This window comes from Empedobacter sp. GD03865 (assembly GCF_029840775.1).
Taxonomy (GTDB): Bacteria; Bacteroidota; Bacteroidia; order Flavobacteriales; family Weeksellaceae; genus Empedobacter; species Empedobacter falsenii_B.
Genome location: NZ_JAOCDF010000009.1, coordinates 1 through 16,345 on the forward strand (window position 1 = coordinate 1; position 16,345 = coordinate 16,345).

The 16,345-nt window shown below is 31.8% G+C and carries 17 protein-coding genes; 5 read left to right on the top strand and 12 right to left on the bottom strand.

Features of this window, described 5'->3' with window-relative positions:
- The 10 genes from N5D46_RS05045 to N5D46_RS05090 form a co-directional block, all read right to left on the bottom strand.
- Positions 1-738: nitrilase-related carbon-nitrogen hydrolase (locus N5D46_RS05045; RefSeq protein ID WP_280049319.1), on the bottom strand; the 738-nt coding region annotated here is incomplete at its 3' end.
- Positions 722-1,387 (bottom strand): phosphatase PAP2 family protein, encoded by a 666-nt coding sequence (locus N5D46_RS05050; protein WP_280049320.1) that lies wholly within the window; start codon positions 1,385-1,387, stop codon positions 722-724. The genes N5D46_RS05050 and N5D46_RS05045, both read right to left, overlap by 17 nt.
- A 135-nt stretch (positions 1,388-1,522) precedes the next feature.
- A complete protein-coding gene (gene rplT, locus N5D46_RS05055; protein WP_038337134.1) occupies positions 1,523-1,867 on the bottom strand; it encodes a 50S ribosomal protein L20 in 345 nt (114 codons plus the stop codon).
- 95 nt (positions 1,868-1,962) lie between these two features.
- On the bottom strand, positions 1,963-2,160 hold the full coding sequence (gene rpmI / locus N5D46_RS05060) for a 50S ribosomal protein L35 (protein ID WP_038337133.1): 198 nt from the start codon (positions 2,158-2,160) through the stop codon (positions 1,963-1,965).
- A 59-nt stretch (positions 2,161-2,219) separates the two neighbouring features.
- The gene (gene infC / locus N5D46_RS05065) at positions 2,220-2,729 is read right to left on the bottom strand and encodes a translation initiation factor IF-3 (protein WP_236688239.1); all 510 of its coding nucleotides are present in this window, start codon (positions 2,727-2,729) and stop codon (positions 2,220-2,222) included.
- Between the two features lie 59 nt (positions 2,730-2,788).
- Positions 2,789-4,711, bottom strand: coding sequence for a threonine--tRNA ligase (gene thrS, locus N5D46_RS05070; RefSeq protein ID WP_114998657.1), 1,923 nt, complete (start codon positions 4,709-4,711; stop codon positions 2,789-2,791).
- Positions 4,712-4,865: 154 nt separating this feature from the next.
- The gene (locus tag N5D46_RS05075) at positions 4,866-6,116 is read right to left on the bottom strand and encodes a hypothetical protein (RefSeq protein WP_280049321.1); all 1,251 of its coding nucleotides are present in this window, start codon (positions 6,114-6,116) and stop codon (positions 4,866-4,868) included.
- Between the two features lie 179 nt (positions 6,117-6,295).
- The gene (locus tag N5D46_RS05080; protein ID WP_114998662.1) at positions 6,296-7,390 is read right to left on the bottom strand and encodes an LptF/LptG family permease; all 1,095 of its coding nucleotides are present in this window, start codon (positions 7,388-7,390) and stop codon (positions 6,296-6,298) included.
- Position 7,391: 1 nt separating this feature from the next.
- The gene (tgt, locus tag N5D46_RS05085) at positions 7,392-8,522 is read right to left on the bottom strand and encodes a tRNA guanosine(34) transglycosylase Tgt (RefSeq protein WP_280049322.1); all 1,131 of its coding nucleotides are present in this window, start codon (positions 8,520-8,522) and stop codon (positions 7,392-7,394) included.
- 112 nt (positions 8,523-8,634) lie between these two features.
- A complete protein-coding gene (locus N5D46_RS05090) occupies positions 8,635-9,936 on the bottom strand; it encodes an OmpA family protein (RefSeq protein WP_280049323.1) in 1,302 nt (433 codons plus the stop codon).
- Positions 9,937-10,108: 172 nt separating this feature from the next.
- On the opposite strand from N5D46_RS05090, the gene N5D46_RS05095 reads away from it, so the two are divergent.
- Positions 10,109-11,011 carry a mechanosensitive ion channel family protein gene (locus N5D46_RS05095; RefSeq protein WP_280049324.1) on the top strand — a complete coding sequence of 301 codons (903 nt, stop codon included), beginning with the start codon at positions 10,109-10,111 and terminating at the stop codon, positions 11,009-11,011.
- Complete coding sequence (locus N5D46_RS05100; protein WP_280049325.1) at positions 11,011-12,267, top strand: D-alanyl-D-alanine carboxypeptidase; 1,257 nt, start codon at positions 11,011-11,013, stop codon at positions 12,265-12,267. The genes N5D46_RS05095 and N5D46_RS05100 overlap by 1 nt, the downstream gene beginning before the upstream one ends.
- Before the next feature lie 49 nt (positions 12,268-12,316).
- Here the strand turns inward: N5D46_RS05100 and N5D46_RS05105 are convergent, their stop codons facing one another.
- Positions 12,317-12,790: a DUF6702 family protein gene (locus tag N5D46_RS05105; protein ID WP_114998668.1), complete on the bottom strand. Its 474-nt coding sequence runs from the start codon at positions 12,788-12,790 to the stop codon at positions 12,317-12,319.
- 180 nt (positions 12,791-12,970) lie between these two features.
- The gene (locus N5D46_RS05110) at positions 12,971-13,384 is read right to left on the bottom strand and encodes a hypothetical protein (RefSeq protein WP_125349592.1); all 414 of its coding nucleotides are present in this window, start codon (positions 13,382-13,384) and stop codon (positions 12,971-12,973) included.
- A 135-nt stretch (positions 13,385-13,519) separates the two neighbouring features.
- Between N5D46_RS05110 and trmB the strand changes: the two genes are divergently transcribed.
- From trmB to N5D46_RS05125, 3 genes are all read left to right on the top strand, one after another.
- Complete coding sequence (gene trmB, locus N5D46_RS05115; protein WP_114998671.1) at positions 13,520-14,197, top strand: tRNA (guanosine(46)-N7)-methyltransferase TrmB; 678 nt, start codon at positions 13,520-13,522, stop codon at positions 14,195-14,197.
- A gap of 94 nt (positions 14,198-14,291) precedes the next feature.
- Positions 14,292-15,743 carry a M20/M25/M40 family metallo-hydrolase gene (locus N5D46_RS05120; protein ID WP_280049326.1) on the top strand — a complete coding sequence of 484 codons (1,452 nt, stop codon included), beginning with the start codon at positions 14,292-14,294 and terminating at the stop codon, positions 15,741-15,743.
- Positions 15,744-15,829: 86 nt separating this feature from the next.
- Entirely contained in the window at positions 15,830-16,318 is a 489-nt protein-coding gene (locus tag N5D46_RS05125; protein ID WP_280049327.1) for a hypothetical protein, read from the top strand.
- Positions 16,319-16,345 lie beyond the last annotated feature (27 nt).

Here is a 16,345-nt window from a genome sequence, read left to right on the forward strand (position 1 = left end):
CTTTCGAGTTTTATCTTGTTCTTCTTTATCAATTTCAAATTGTAAAATTTCAGGATGATTGTTAATCGTTTTCAAATCTTGTCCCAATGTATCAAATAAATGCGAATCGCCTTGATACTCGAGATTATAGCCATCTACGCCAATTCTATTTACACCAGCAATAAAAGCCATATTTTCGATTGCTCGAGCTTTTAGGAGTGAAATCCAAGCTTCTCGACGTGCTTTTGGCCAACTAGCGTTACAAAGTATCAAATCGTAGGGATTTTCCTCAGTATTGCGAATCCAAACTGGAAATCGTAGATCGTAGCAAACAATAGGACGAATTTGCCATCCTTTATAATCTATCGTTACAATTTTATCTCCTGCTGAATATACTCCAGCTTCTTTTCCGTAACTGAACAAATGTTTCTTATCGTAAATGTAAATAGAGCCGCTTGGACAGATGAAATAAAATCGGTTATAGTATTTATCATTTTCATGCGTAGATATGCTTCCAGCAATTGCAGAATTCAATTCTTTGGCTTTATGTTGCATCCATTCGAAGGTTTCTCCAAAAGGTTTTTGACCAATTTTTTCTATATTCATCGAGAATCCCGAAGCAAACATTTCTGGTAACAATATAATATCAGTTTGGTGATTGGCTAATAATTCGTCTAAATAGGAATGATTAGCTTTTGTATCTTCCCAGATTACATCGTATTGTATTAATGATATTTTAAGTTTATTTTGAATTTTCATTGTTGATAAATTTTTGATCTAATTTTGGTTTATTAGATTGGTTGATGATGTAATACATAAAGATAAATATAAAAAAACCAATAAACGAACCACCAACGGTATCAATCGCAAAATGGCGTGATAAGTAGATTCTACTAATTGCGATACTTGGAAAATGAAGTGCAAAAAATAATTGTAACCATCTGTTTTTGGTTAATAAACATAAAGTCATCGAAATTATTGCCGCTGTTAATGAATGTCCTGATGGAAAAGTTGAATCCATTTGTATCGCATAATCTTTGACTAGAATAATGTCTATTTTTTTCTGTGTAAAATAATATCCAGGACGTAAAACTTGTTCGAAATAGACATTCTTAAAGAATACACTAATTGTTGTTGCAACTGCTCCAGAAACTAATAAATAATAAAAATATCTTCGAGTTGTTTTCCAAAATAGATAACCAAGAAGTATAAAAAATAAATAATAGGTTCCAAAATCGGTATAAAAAACAAAGAGTTTATCGAGATAATGATTGCTGTATTGATTGAAATGCAGATGTAATTCGTCGCGACCATAATATTGCGTCATAGCAATTGCAGCAAAATTGTAGATAAAAAAAACGACAAAAAATGGCCAAATTCTTAGAAATAAATCTTTTTGTTGATTCATTTGAGTTGGGTTTTTAAATAACATTTATGATGATATTCCAAATAAGTCTAGAATGACATTCATTCAAATTTAAGCAAAAAAAAAAACTTGACTAAATAGCCAAGTTTTAAAACGTTTTAATATTGTTTAAAAAAATTATTTTACTTTTTCTACGATTGCTTTGAAAGCTTCTGGATTGTTCATCGCTAAGTCAGCTAAAACTTTACGATTTAATTCAATTCCAGCTTTGTGGATAGCTCCCATAAATTTAGAGTAAGACAATCCGTGTAATCTTGCTCCAGCGTTAATTCTTTGAATCCATAACGCACGGAAATTTCTTTTCTTTTGACGTCTATCGCGGTAAGCGTATACTAAACCTTTTTCTACTGCATTTTTAGCAACAGTCCAAACGTTTTTTCTTCTTCCGTAATATCCTTTTGCAAGTTTTAAAACTCTTTTTCTTCTAGCTCTTGACGCAACTGCGTTTACTGATCTTGGCATAATTTTTAATTTTTTTGTAGTGGGCGAGATTGCTCTGCTTTAAGGCCCATCGACAGGGTTAATAATGAATTAATAAACCAAATAAGAACACGTTCTTATTTTAATCTTAATTGTTGTTTTACTGAATGAACATCAGCTTGATCAACTAAACCAGTTTGAGTTAAATTTCTCTTTTGTTTAGTCTCTTTTTTTGTTAGGATGTGGCTTTTAAAAGCGTGTTTTCTTTTAATTTTACCTGTTCCTGTTAATTTGAAACGTTTTTTCGCTCCAGATTTTGTTTTTAATTTTGGCATGATTACAAATATTTAAAATTAAAACGTTTTTTATTTTTTGTAAGATGATAAGAACCTAATTATTTCTTAGGTCCCATCATCATAATCATTCTTTTACCTTCAAGTTTTGGCATTTGTTCTACTTTTCCAACATCTTCCAATTCTTGAGCTAAACGTAACAATAAGATTTCTCCTTGATCTTTAAAGATAATAGAACGTCCTTTGAAGAAAACATACGCTTTCAATTTCGAACCTTCTTCTAAGAAAGATCTTGCGTGACGTCTTTTGAATTCGTAATCATGATCATCTGTTTGAGGACCGAAACGAATTTCTTTCACGACAACTTTCTGCTGTTTAGCTTTAAGTTCTTTTTCTTTTTTCTTTTGTTCGTATAAGAATTTTTTGTACTCTACGACACGACAAACAGGTGGAATGGCTTTTTCACTGATCATTACCAAATCTAAACCTTGTTCTTCTGCAAGTTCTAAAGCTTTAGCTATTGGATATACACCAGGTTCTATACCTTCTCCAACAACGCGTACTTCTTTCGCGTCAATCTTATCATTGATCTTGTGTTGATCTTCCTTAATTACTCTGGCTGGACCTCTGCCGCCTTTTCTTCTAATTGCGATAGTTATTCTGTTTTAAATTATTTTAATTTGATTTGTTCTTTCATGAAGTCGATAAACGCTTGAATCGTCATCTCTCCTAAATCACCTTCTCCGTGTCTTCTTACAGAAACTGTACCGTTTTCTGCTTCTTTTTCACCGATGATTAACATGAAAGGAATTTTACCGATTTCGGCATCACGGATTTTTTTACCAGTTTTCTCGTTTCTACTGTCAATCAGTCCGTTAATTTCTTCTTCGGCCAGCAAATTTAATACTTTTTCTCCATATTCCACATATTTTTCGCTAATTGGTAAAATTGTGAATAAATCTGGTGTTAACCAAAGTGGTAAATTCCCTGCTGTATTTTCTAACAAAATGGCAATGAAACGTTCCATAGAGCCGAATGGCGCACGGTGAATCATTACTGGTCTGTGTTTTTCGTTGTCTGCTCCAGTGTAAGTTAAATCAAAACGATCTGGTAAATTATAATCCACTTGGATTGTTCCTAATTGCCATTGACGTCCTAATGCATCTTTCACCATAAAGTCTAACTTAGGTCCATAGAATGCAGCTTCGCCATATTCTACAACTGTTGGTAAACCTTTTTCTGCTGATGCTGTGATAATTGCTTGTTCAGCTTTTTCCCAGTTTTCGTCAGATCCGATGTATTTTTCTTTATTCTCTGGATCTCTTAATGAGATTTGAGCCGAATAATTATCAAATCCAAGATTTGTAAATACATATAATACTAAATCAATTACTTTTTTGAATTCTTCTAATAATTGATCTGGTGTACAGAATAAGTGAGCATCATCTTGAGTAAATCCACGAACACGCGTTAAACCGTGTAATTCTCCTGATTGTTCGTAACGATAAACTGTACCAAACTCTGCATAACGTTTTGGTAAATCGCGGTACGACCATTGAGATGTTTTGTAAATCTCACAGTGATGTGGACAGTTCATTGGTTTTAACAAGAATTCTTCTCCTTCGTTTGGCGTTTTAATTGGCTGAAAACTATCTGCACCATATTTTGCATAGTGACCAGAAGTTACATACAATTCTTTTTGACCAATGTGTGGAGAAATTACCATTTCGTAACCCATTTTTTGTTGCTCTTTCAATAAGAAGTTTTCTAATTTTCTTCTCAAAGCAGCTCCTTTTGGTAACCAAAGAGGTAAACCTGCACCAACTTTTTCAGAGAAAGCAAATAAACCTAATTCTTTCCCTAATTTACGGTGATCACGTTTTTTTGCTTCTTCTAATAACTCAAGATATTCTGTTAAATCTTTTTGTTTTGGGAATGTAATACCATAAACACGAGTCAACATCTTGTTTTTCTCATCTCCACGCCAATAGGCTCCCGCAACATTCAAGATTTTTGCAGCTTTCACAATTCCAGTGTTTGGAATGTGTCCACCACGACATAAATCTGTAAAATTATCGTGTGTACAGAATGTAATATCTCCATCTTGTAGATTAGAGATTAATTCTGTTTTGTATTCATTGTCTTTGTATGTCTCTAATGCTTCTGCTTTTGAAACTGAATATAATTTGAATTCAGCTTTTTTCTTTGCATTCTCTAACATTGCTTTTTCTACTTTCGCAAAATCAGCTTCTGTAAATTTATCCTCACCAAAATCAACATCGTAATAGAAACCTTTGTCAATCGCAGGTCCAATAGTTAATTTAGCATTTGGATAAAACTCTAAAATAGCTTGCGCTAATAAGTGAGCAGATGAATGCCAAAAAGCTTTTTTACCCATTTCATCATTCCAGGTTAACAATTTGATCGTTGCATCTGTGGTGATTGGGGTTGTTGTTTCAACTTGTTGATCGTTTACTATAGCCGAAATTACATTACGTGCTAAACCTTCACTAATGCTTAGCGCCACGTCCATAGGAGTTACGCCACTCTCATACTGTCTTACACTTCCATCTGGAAGAGAAATGTTTATCATCTTACTTTTAGAATTTGTACTAGGATGCAAAATTACGAATTTTCTGTAAGTTGACGAAATTTTTAAAGGGTTGATTTTAGCTAAAATATTAAGTAAATAGTTGAGCTATTGTTTTGAATGAAATTATCTTGTTTTCGATAAAATTAATATTGAATTATCTCTTTATAAACTTTAAAATTTCGTTTGATTCTTTTGTTTTAATATAATAAATTCCAGCCGCTAATCCTTGACAATTAATCGTTATATTTGATTGATTATTAATACGAACCGATTGTACACTTTGTCCAACTGAATTGTAAATGAAAAGTATATTATTTTGAGTATTTAATTGTGTTTTATCAATACCAATTATAATTTTATCATTCGTAATATTTGCTGATTTTAACCAGATAAAAGGTTTTGATTCAATTGATTTTGTACTTAAACTCTCATGAATTTTAAATTGCATCACAACAGGTAAATGATCGCTCATATTGTACAAATTAGTTCGTAGAGTTTGAGAGTAAATGCCTGTACAATCAGGATCTTTAACATCTTTATTCAAACAATCTCCATTATTTCCATACGCTTTATAACTATCGTTTATAAAAGAAAAACGTGAGCTGTTTTTGAAATTTTCACTCATCATAATAAAATCAAAACGATCATCTAAACCGCCACTTGCCCCTGCATTAGTTCCGCTTCCAAAACCTATGTTAGAAACGCGTGTACTTTGTGTATGTAAATAACTAAAAGCTGGATTGTCTTGCCAATTTCCAAGTGCATTTAATGGATCAATCATCAAAATAGCATTTGCCGGATTGATAATTTCTTGATAAGCTGGTTCTGATGAATTATAAAAATTAAAATCTCCAGCAAAAAGAACATATGTATTAGGTTGCGTTAATTTTTTCAAGGATTTTGTGACTTCTTGCACCATTTCCAAACGCATTTGACGATTTGCAGGTCCTGTACTTGATTTTAGATGCGCAACAAAAACTTCTAAATGAATGGGATCGTTTGAAGTAATATTTAATTGAAAAGAATATTGATTGATGTCGCGATAAACTGTTGGGATTTTTTGTTGATTAACCAACGTCAATTTACGTGTATTATAAAAAACCATTGTTTGTAACGGATCATCTAATTTCGTTGTATCAGCCACAAAAAGTGCGCGAGCAAATTTATCAGGTTGATTTTGCAAAGATGTATTTAAGATTAAATCAGCGCCATTTTCTGTTACTAATTCACAAATCATAAATAAATCTGGTTTGTATTCGTCTAAAATATCTCTTAAGATCAATTGACGATTTTGAGGAAGTGAATTCGGAAATTTGAACACATTATAAAACATCGTATTTAATGTTTCTTGTGAAAAAATAGAAACCGAAAGGATTAAAAATAAAAGGAGTAAATTTTTTTTCATATCAATTGATTTTAGTTTTACACTTCAACTTTTTTTAAATCTAAGGGATTAATTTAGAATGTCTTAAAGTTAATTATTATCAATTGAATAAAAAATTTTATTTCTTTTAATTAAAAATATAATTGGTTTAATGTCAAATAAAAAATCCAGTTCTTTTCGAAACTGGATTTTGAAATATTTTATGAACGTGCTCGTCTGAAATATAAAAACAAAGTTAGTAATCCGAAGACGATGTTTGGTATCCATGAGGCGACAAGTGGCGAAACATATCCTTTTTCGGAAAACGTAGACGTTGTTTGCGAGAAGAAAATGTAGACAAACGCTAACGAAATACCAACTGCAAGATTGATTCCGATTCCTCCACGACGTTTTTTAGATGAAAGCGATAAAGCTAAAAGTGTCAAAATAATAGTTGAAAATGGTACGCTCAAACGGTTATTTAATTCATTTTCGTATGTATTTACATTGGCAGAACCTTTTGCTTTTTGTTTCTGAATAAATTCATTTAATTCGAAGGTATTCATTGTTTCAGCAACATATTCTTCTGGTAAAATTTCATCAGGAGAAGCTGGTAACTTCAAATTTGTATTGGCTTCGTAATTTAACTTTTCGGTTTTATCCTTGTTAATTTCGCGTGTGTAAACACTCATTAATGCATAAGTAGAATCTTTATCATTCCAATTAAAACTTGAAGCGATGATTTGTTTTTTCAACTCAGTCGAATCAAATTTTTGATACATAAAAGAACTTCCTAATTTTTCTGTTCTGTCATAACTATCTACAAAAACAAACTCATCAGGAGAAATTTGCGAACCGATACGTTGTCGTTTATAATATTCTTCCTTGTCGTTATTACTCAATAAATGGGTGTATTGGTATTTATTTTTTTTGATATTTGCCCAAGGCAAAACCACATTTCCTACTACCAAAGCAGAAACAGCTAAAAATATAGCAACCCAAATATATGGAAGTGTAAATCGATAAAAACTAATACCACCCGAAAGCACACCTACAATTTCGGTTTGCATCGTAAGTCGTGATGTAAAATAAATCACAGTGATAAAAACGGCAATTGGTAAAAAGGTGTTGATAATCCAAATAGACCAATAAGGGTAAAATTGGGTTAAAGCCGAAAAAGCTGTAGAACCACTATCATTAATACGTCCTAATTTTTGACTAAGATCGACAATAACAGCGATAGTAGACAAAATCAAAACCATGAAGATAAAGGTTCCGATAAAGTTTCGGATGATGTATTTATCAATTATTTTCAAACTACAGACGTTGTTTTAATTGTGGAACAATTTGTTCTTTCCATTGAGCGAAATCTCCTGCTAAGATATGCTGTCTTGCAACTCTTACCAAATCTAAATAAAACGCAAGGTTATGAACAGATGCAATTTGTTTTCCTAACGCTTCGTTGGCATTGAACAAATGACGAACATAGGCTTTTGTGTAATAACTATCCACATAGCTAGTCCCGTTTTCGTCTAATGGTTCAAAACAATCTTTCCATTTTGCATTTTTCATATTCATAACACCATTCCACGTGAACAACATGGCGTTACGCGCATTACGAGTTGGCATAACACAGTCGAACATATCAACTCCTAAAGCAATACATTCGATGATATTCCAAGGTGTTCCAACTCCCATTAAATAACGAGGTTTGTCTTGTGGAAGAATTTCGGTTACGATATCCGTCATTTCGTACATCACAGGTTCTGGTTCACCAACAGATAATCCACCAATAGCATTTCCTTCTGCACCGAAATCCGCAATATATTTTGCTGATTCTTGACGCAAATCTTTGAAATCATTTCCTTGTACAATTGGGAAAAGCGTTTGTTTGTGATCGTAATATTCAGGATTATTGTTTAACCAAGTTCTACAACGCTCCAACCAACGATGTGTGACATGCATCGCACGTTTTGCATCGTGATATTTTGCTGGAATTCCTGTTAATTCATCAAAAGCCATAAAAATATCAGCTCCGATATAACGCTGAATTTCCATTGATTTTTCTGGCGTAAACATGTGGTAAGAACCATCGATATGTGATTTGAAACGCACTCCTTCTTCAGATTTTTTACGACTTGTTGCCAAAGAATACACTTGGAATCCTCCAGAATCTGTAAGAATTGGTTTTTGCCAATTCATAAATTTATGTAATCCACCCGCTCTGTGCAAAATATCAGTTCCTGGACGCAAATACAAATGATAAGTATTTCCAAGAATGATCTGGGCTTTAATATCTTCTTCTAATTCACGTTGGTGAACAGATTTTACTGTACCAACCGTACCAACTGGCATAAAAATAGGTGTTTCGATTTTACCATGATCGGTTTCTACAACACCAGCTCTTGCCTTAGAAAATTCGTATTTTTTATCGATTGAAAATTTCATAGTGTGCAAAGATATTAATTGTTTAGCTTGTTGCGAGTTGGTTTCGAAAAAAATAACAAAAAAATAAGGATAAAGTTGCCTTTACCCCTTATTTAAAAATTTTATGAAATGATTATTTTGTAAAACGTAATGACATTTTGCGATCAGAAGCTCTTTCTGCGTCAGAAGCTGTTTCAGCTACTTTTGCAAATTCTTCTCCGTAACCTTCGGCAGCAATAACTTGCGCACCAACACCACGTTTTGTTAATTCAGCTTTTAAGTAATCTGCTCTTTTTTGAGAGATTTCTTTGTTTTTTGCATCATCACCAACTTTATCTGTGTACGCTCCAAGTTTAATTTTTGCAGTTGGATATTTTTTCAAAATTGCAGCAACATTATCTAATTGAACGTCAGAACCTGGCTCTAATTGATCTGTTTTACCAAAAACGAAGTTAACATTATCAAAGTTGAACCATTTTTCTTTCAATTGATCTTCTGTCATTGTTGCAAAATCTGGCGCTTTGATAAATTTGATAATTTGATCTTCTAATCCATTTGCATATCCTTTCAATGCAACACCATCTAAATCAATATCAGATAATTCTTTTGGTGCAGCGTTTAGAGAATCCTCATTTAATGAATCAACCACAATTTCAGATTCTTCTGTAATAACTGTTTTTTCTTCGTTCTTATTACATTTTTTTAATAAGAAAAAGGCTGCTAAAGCAACTAAAATTAATGGGATTAACCATTTCCAAAAACCTCCACCACCATTGTTATTATGAGTTTCTGCATAAGCATCAACTGGCGCTACATATGGTTTTTCTTCTGGTTCTACATCAACTACTTTTCTTGTTTCTGTAATAGTTTCAGTTATATGATCTTTTGCAACATCTATTGTTTCAGTAATTTTAGGCGCATCGTTAAATATTGTTCCTAAACCTAAAGCTCCAAGTCCTAAACCAGTTGGAATTAATCCTAAAATTTTATCTTTAATTCCTCCTAAAGATGAAAAGAAATCAGCTTCTGTTACATTGTTAAATTCGGCTTCTTTTCCAATAGATCCAAAAGTTGTTAATGCAGTTAAGTCTAATAATTTTGAAGATGAACCTGTCGAAATTCCTGCATATTCAGCAATTTTAGAAACGATTGGTTGCGCATTCGAACCAAAAATAACATTGATTAATTCTTTAATTGTGTCTGGAGTTTCTTGTTCTGTCGAAATATTAGCTAATCCACGAGAAGCACCAAAAGATTTGATGGTATGAAATAAGCCTGTAGTAGAATTCTTTTTTTCTAAAACACCTCCTAAAAGAATAGGAATAAATGCATTGATTGCTTTAGAAATTCCCGATTCATTTTCACCTAATTCTGATGAAGTTTTCGAGATCAAATCTGGGGTAATATACCCTTTTACTAATTCAATAATGTTCATAGATTTTAATTTTTAATTATAGTCTTTTTTTAGTTGTAATTTGTTATTAACGAATATTGTACCAATATTCAGATTTATTAAAATTAGTTAAAAAAAATGATAATTTTTTTATTTTTTTGAAAAGATGTAAGAATGGAATTAATTTTATCCGCTGAATTACTAAAAAAATATTATGCAAGAACAAGACAAGGTTGATAGTTTACAAGATGTGATTTCAACACCTATCAAAGATGTAGAATATATTACGAACTGGTTAATTACGAAAGGGTCTGAAGTGGGGTGGAGTTTAGTCTCTGCGATATTTACGTTAGTAATTGGTTTATGGTTGGCGGGCAAATTGAAAAAATTGATTGAAAAACGTATGATTGCTCGTAATGTGGATCTATCTATTCGTACTTTTCTTATTCCGATTATAAATATTGTTCTAAAAATGATCGTGATAATGTTTGTTGTTTCACGATTAGGTTTAGATGCTTCCGGTTTAATCGCAGCACTAGGAGGAGCTGGTTTAGCAATTGGTTTAGCTTTACAAGGGTCTTTGTCAAATTTTGCAGCGGGAATTCTAATTATTCTTTTCAAACCGTTTAAAGTAGGAGATTATATTGTTTCACAAGGAAATGAAGGAACTGTCGAATCAATCAGTTTATTAAATACAGTGATTGCTACTGGAAAAGGCCAGGTTGTGACGCTACCAAATGCAAATTTGTTTAATAATCCAATTACCAATTATTCCGTCAAAGAATATCGTCGATTAGATGTGAATGTTGGTATTTCTTATGATGATGATTTTGACAAAGCGCGCGAAGTTTTGTTGAATGTTTTAGAGAAAAATGAATTGGTTGATGATACACAATCTAAAACGGTTGAGATTTTAGAATTTGCAGCAAGTTCTGTGAATTTGGCTGTGCGTTGTTATGTGAAGAATAGTGATTATTGGACGGCTTATTGGCAATTGTATCGCGCGGTGAAATATGCATTAGACGATAATAATATCTCGATGCCTTATCCGCATACAGAGATGATTATTAAGAATGATAGTAATTCGCCAACAGTTCCTTTCGATAATAAAGATTAATGAAGTATTTACTTACCATATTATCAATTTTTTCGTCTGTGCATCTATTTGCGCAGATCGAATTAATTGAGAAACATCTCAATTCTGATTTCTATTCCACTCAATTCACAGGATTTTATTTGTATGATCCAATCACGAAAGAAGAAATCTATAATTATAACGGGAATAAATTTTTTATTCCAGCATCAAATACCAAAATTTTTACGTTGTATACAGCAATGAAAATGTTGAACGATTCTATCCCTGCATTCAAATATCAGTTGATTGGTGACGAATTGCATATCGAAGGAACTGGAGATCCAACTTTTTTGCATCCAAAATATAAAAATACACGAGCGGTAGATTTTTTGAAAAATAATGGTTCTAAAATTGTTTTTCATTGGAATAATTTCGACGAAGAATCTTTTTTACCAGGTTGGACTTGGGACGATTTTAGAAAAGATTATGCACCAGAAAGAAGTCAGTTTCCGATTCATGAAAATTTAGTTTCAATTTCGAAAAATGGAAGTTCAATCAAAACATTTCCAACATATTTTGAAGAATTAACAGAAATTAGAGAAATGCCAGAGCCGAGGAATTTCTATGACAATAAATTTTATATCAGCAATAAAAAACGAACAGAAAAAGTTCCTTTCATTGTGAATGAAACGGTGATAGAAAAATCGTTGTCGCAAATTTTGGGGAAACCTGTTGATATGGTCAAAACGCCAATGGTCAATAATCCGAAAGTGTTTTATAGTCAGAAATCAGATGATGTTTACCGCGAAATGATGGAAAATAGCGATAATTTTTTGGCTGAACATTTATTGATTTTAGCTTCGAGTACTTTACCAGGAAAATTGAGCGCTTCTGAAACGATTACCTTTTCGAAAAGATATTTGTTGAATGATTTGAAACAGCAACCAGAATGGTTTGACGGTTCGGGATTATCGCGTTATAATTTGTTTACACCTCAAAGTTTTGCGCAAGTTTTAGGGAAAATGTACAACGAATTTCCTGAGCAACGTTTGTTTTCTATTTTCCCAATCGGCGGTAAAACGGGAACAATCAAAAATAGATACAAAGATTCGGCGCAACCTTATATTTACGCCAAAACAGGAACGTTGAACAATAATGTAACGTTGAGTGGTTATTTGAAAACGAAATCTGGAAGAACGTTAATTTTTAGTTTGATGAATAATAATTCGATCAAAGATTTATCTTGGATTCGAAATGAGAACGAAAAGTTATTACGAATTATTAGAGATAATTATTAAGCATATTTGAAATAAAAAAGCCTTCCGATTTCGGAAGGCTTTTGCTTTATTAGAAAGACATCTTTACGGTGTCGTTATTTCCTGTTAATACTTTTGTGTCTTTTTTATTTTTGACATCAAAAGTTACAATGTTTTGTTGATCATTAAAAATATCTGTCAACAAAGCTACTTTTAGTTCTATCGAGCTGATATTAGAAATTTTATCAAACTTAAAAAAAACTCGTGTCGATTTATCATTTACCTGATAACCATAATAAGAAGTTCCCAAAGCTTTACCATTTACTTTTACATCAACTTTACTATTTACATACGCTTTCAACTTGTTTTCGAAGTTAGATTTGTTTGAAACATCAGCACCAACTGCTTTTTCCAACTGATTGGTAAATGTACGCGCAGTGATATTTAAAGTTCCAGTTTCTTGTTCGTAATCAACCTTGATATTTGCTGTATGAAAATCTTGAGCGTTTAGGTTAAAAGTTACTAAAACCAAAAGCAAAGAGAATAGATATTTTATGTATTTCATTTTATTTCTTAGTTTGTACAAGTCTATTTCAAATCGAGTGCCAAAGATTCTTAAAATTTAAAAGAAAGCTTTAGCGACTTGTTAATAACGAAATTAGAATAAAAAAATTATAAATCACATAAAAATATAAAAAGAGTATTAATAACTTAATACTCTTTTCTATGAATTTATTCTAAATTTTTAAGCAAACCAAACATGGTAAGGAATTCTACTTAAAATACAAACTAAACCAATAATTGCAAAGACTGCAACGCTCATTGGTACAGTTGTAGATCGTTTTAATTTTGCATTCGCAATTGTCATAAAAACAACACCTGCAATCATCATCATAGGGTGTTCAACAAAAGTTAATCTCAAGCCAGAATCTTTCATTATTCCTGATGGTTCCAAAGCAGAAAACATCATAATATAGTAGACTAATCCAAGTAATAATTGAACGTGAAAAGTAATGGTTGTAAATAACCCGATTTTTTTTATTGTTGCGTTTGTATCTTTTTTAGAAATCGCATAAATTAATGTTGAAATCACAAAGATAACGCCCATCAAAATCACAAGATAAGCCCAGCCACTATGAAATTGTTTGATAAAATCCATTTTTCTAATTTTAGTTTTTCAATACAAAAATAACAAACCTTTTTACATAAATACTATTTGATGATATTTATGTGTTTTCAGAACAGTTTTTTAGATTAATCAAAATCTCGTAATTTCGCGCAAAATATATCCGAAATGGGAAAAGATAAAATCAGAAGATTTAACGAAAATAAAACTTTTCAGAATGTTGTTCAACCAACACGAGAAGAGGCAATTAACGAGTTTGCATTAAAAGGAAATTGGAACAAAGAATTTTTCAAGAACGACAAACCAATTGTGTTAGAACTTGGGTGCGGAAAAGGAGAATATACAGTTGCAATGGCGCGTCGTGACAAGGATCGTAATTTTATCGGAGTAGATATTAAAGGATCAAGATTTTGGCGTGGTGCTAAGACTTGTTTGGATGAAGGAATTGAAAATGCTGGATTTCTTCGAACTCAAATCGAAATTATCGATCATCTTTTTGCAGAAAATGAAGTGAGCGAAATTTGGATTACTTTCCCAGATCCACAAATCAAATACAGAAGAACAAAACATCGTTTAACAGATCCTGAATTTTTGAGACGTTACAATACCATCTTAAAACCTGAAGGAACAGTTAATTTAAAAACAGATTCTGAATTTTTACACGGATATACACATGGTGTTATTCACATCGAAGGACACGAAGTGATTCGTTCTACACACGATGTTTATCACCCAGATCATTCGGATATTCCTGCAATTGTAACGGAAGTACAAACATATTACGAATCGAAGTTTTTGGAAGAAGGTAAAAAGATTACTTATATAAAGTTTCAATTAAAATATTAATAAAAAAATCCATCGAAAGATGGATTTTTTTATTTCAAATAAATCTGATAAAATATTATTAATCATATATTTGTTTTAACACTAATATGATTTTATGAGAAATAAATTTTTATTCCTTACGCCTTTTTTATTCCATGCTATTTTTTCTTTTGGGCAATCCAAAGAAAACTTCATTTTTGCGACAATGGAGACAGAGAATGCAATTTTTTTACAAAAAAATCATGCAGATTCAATTGATCTAATATCTTCGAAAGATAATTTATCTGCAATTTATTTTCATCCTGCAATTGCTGAAAGTTTGCACGGAAAATTTGCACATGGACATGGTTATGTTTTTCAAAATTCGAAAGAAGATGCACTTCAATCACTTCAAGAAAAGCCATCTCAGAAAAAAGCACCTTTCAATTATACAATATCAGAACAAGCTTTTATAACTACGGCTTTGAATGATGTTGATGTGAAAGAAATTGAGAAAACAATTTTGATGTTAGAAGGTTTCAAAACGCGTTATCATACACGACAAGAAGCAAATGATGCGGTTCTTAAATTGAAAGAAGTTTGGGAAAAAATGATTGCTGATGCAGGACGAACAGATGTTGCTGTAAGAATCGTTGGTCATGTGAATACACCAATGAAATCGTTGATTTTGACTTTTAATGGAATTGAAAAGAAAGATGAATTTGTGATTATTGGAGGTCACGCCGATTCGACTGTTGGTTGGAATGCAAATCAGACTTTTGCGCCAGGAGCAGATGATAATGCATCGGGAATTGCAACAATTACCGAAGTTTTACGTGTTTTGTTGAAAAATAATTTCAAACCGCAACGAACTACCGAAATTATGGCTTATGCTGCAGAAGAAATAGGTTTGGTAGGATCGAAAGAAATTGCGCAGAAATACGCTTCGGAGAATAAAAATGTAATAGGTTATGTACAATTTGATATGACGAATTACAAAGGTTCTACGAAAGATGTTATTTTGATGACGGATACTTATTGTGATGCAAATCTCAATTCGTTTTTGATGAAATTGATGGACGAATACAACAAAACGGGTTTACATCAATTCACGTATGATACTTCAAAATGTGGTTATGGATGCTCAGATCATGCGAGTTGGTCGGAAAATGGTTATGCGGCGACTTTACCTTTCGAGTCTAAAATGGGAGAAGATAATCCTAATATACACACAACCGGAGATACTTATGCGTTTATGGGAAGTACGTCTACGCATGCGGCGAAGTTTACAAAATTAGGAATAGAATATGTAGTTGAAGCGGCTAAAATCTCGACTTTAGGTACAAATGATATTGATAAAAATTCGTCTAAAATTTACATTTCAAATAAAATATTGAATTATCAATTAAATTTTAAATCTCCAATTTCGATCAAAATAATTGATGCAACAGGACGAATGATTAAAACAATAAATACTGAAAATTCTAATGGAAGTGTAAATCTTTCTAATTTATCTACAGGATTTTATATCGCAACATTTCAAGATTATAATGGAAATAGTGTTTCACATAAATTTGTGTTCAAGTAATGAGTAGATATAGTATTTTACTAATAGTATTTTTTATATTAACAAGTTGTGGAAGTCAATACAAAGAAAAGTTGTTTTATAAAAATATGTCTTGTGTAAAACAAGATAAATTAACTGTTACTGAAAGAAATAAAATTTATCCTTATAATATATCAGAAAAAATAGTTTTAGCAACGTATCATCAACAAAAACCAGGTGTTGCAGGTGGTGAAATGTGGAGTTATTTTGTAAGTATGGAAGAGGATAAATCGTTGTTTGATAAATTAAGATTTGAAGATTATGTTGAACTAAATTCTTCTCAAAAAGATGAATTAACTAATCTAATTTTTAATTATGGATACTTGAAAGATTCAAATGTTCGCATGTCTTCAGGGTGTTATATGCCTAATAATGCTATATTGTTTTTAGACAAAGATGATAATTTATTAGAGTATATTGAAATATGTTTTGACTGTAATGCTTTTAGATCAAGTAATAAAGAAATTGACTTAGGTGATGAATGTATGCAGAAAATGGATTTATTGAATGAATTTTTCTTGAAATCAGGAATAAAGAAAACTAGGTTATTAAGATAAATAAAAAACAAAAAGCAAGCTGTAAAT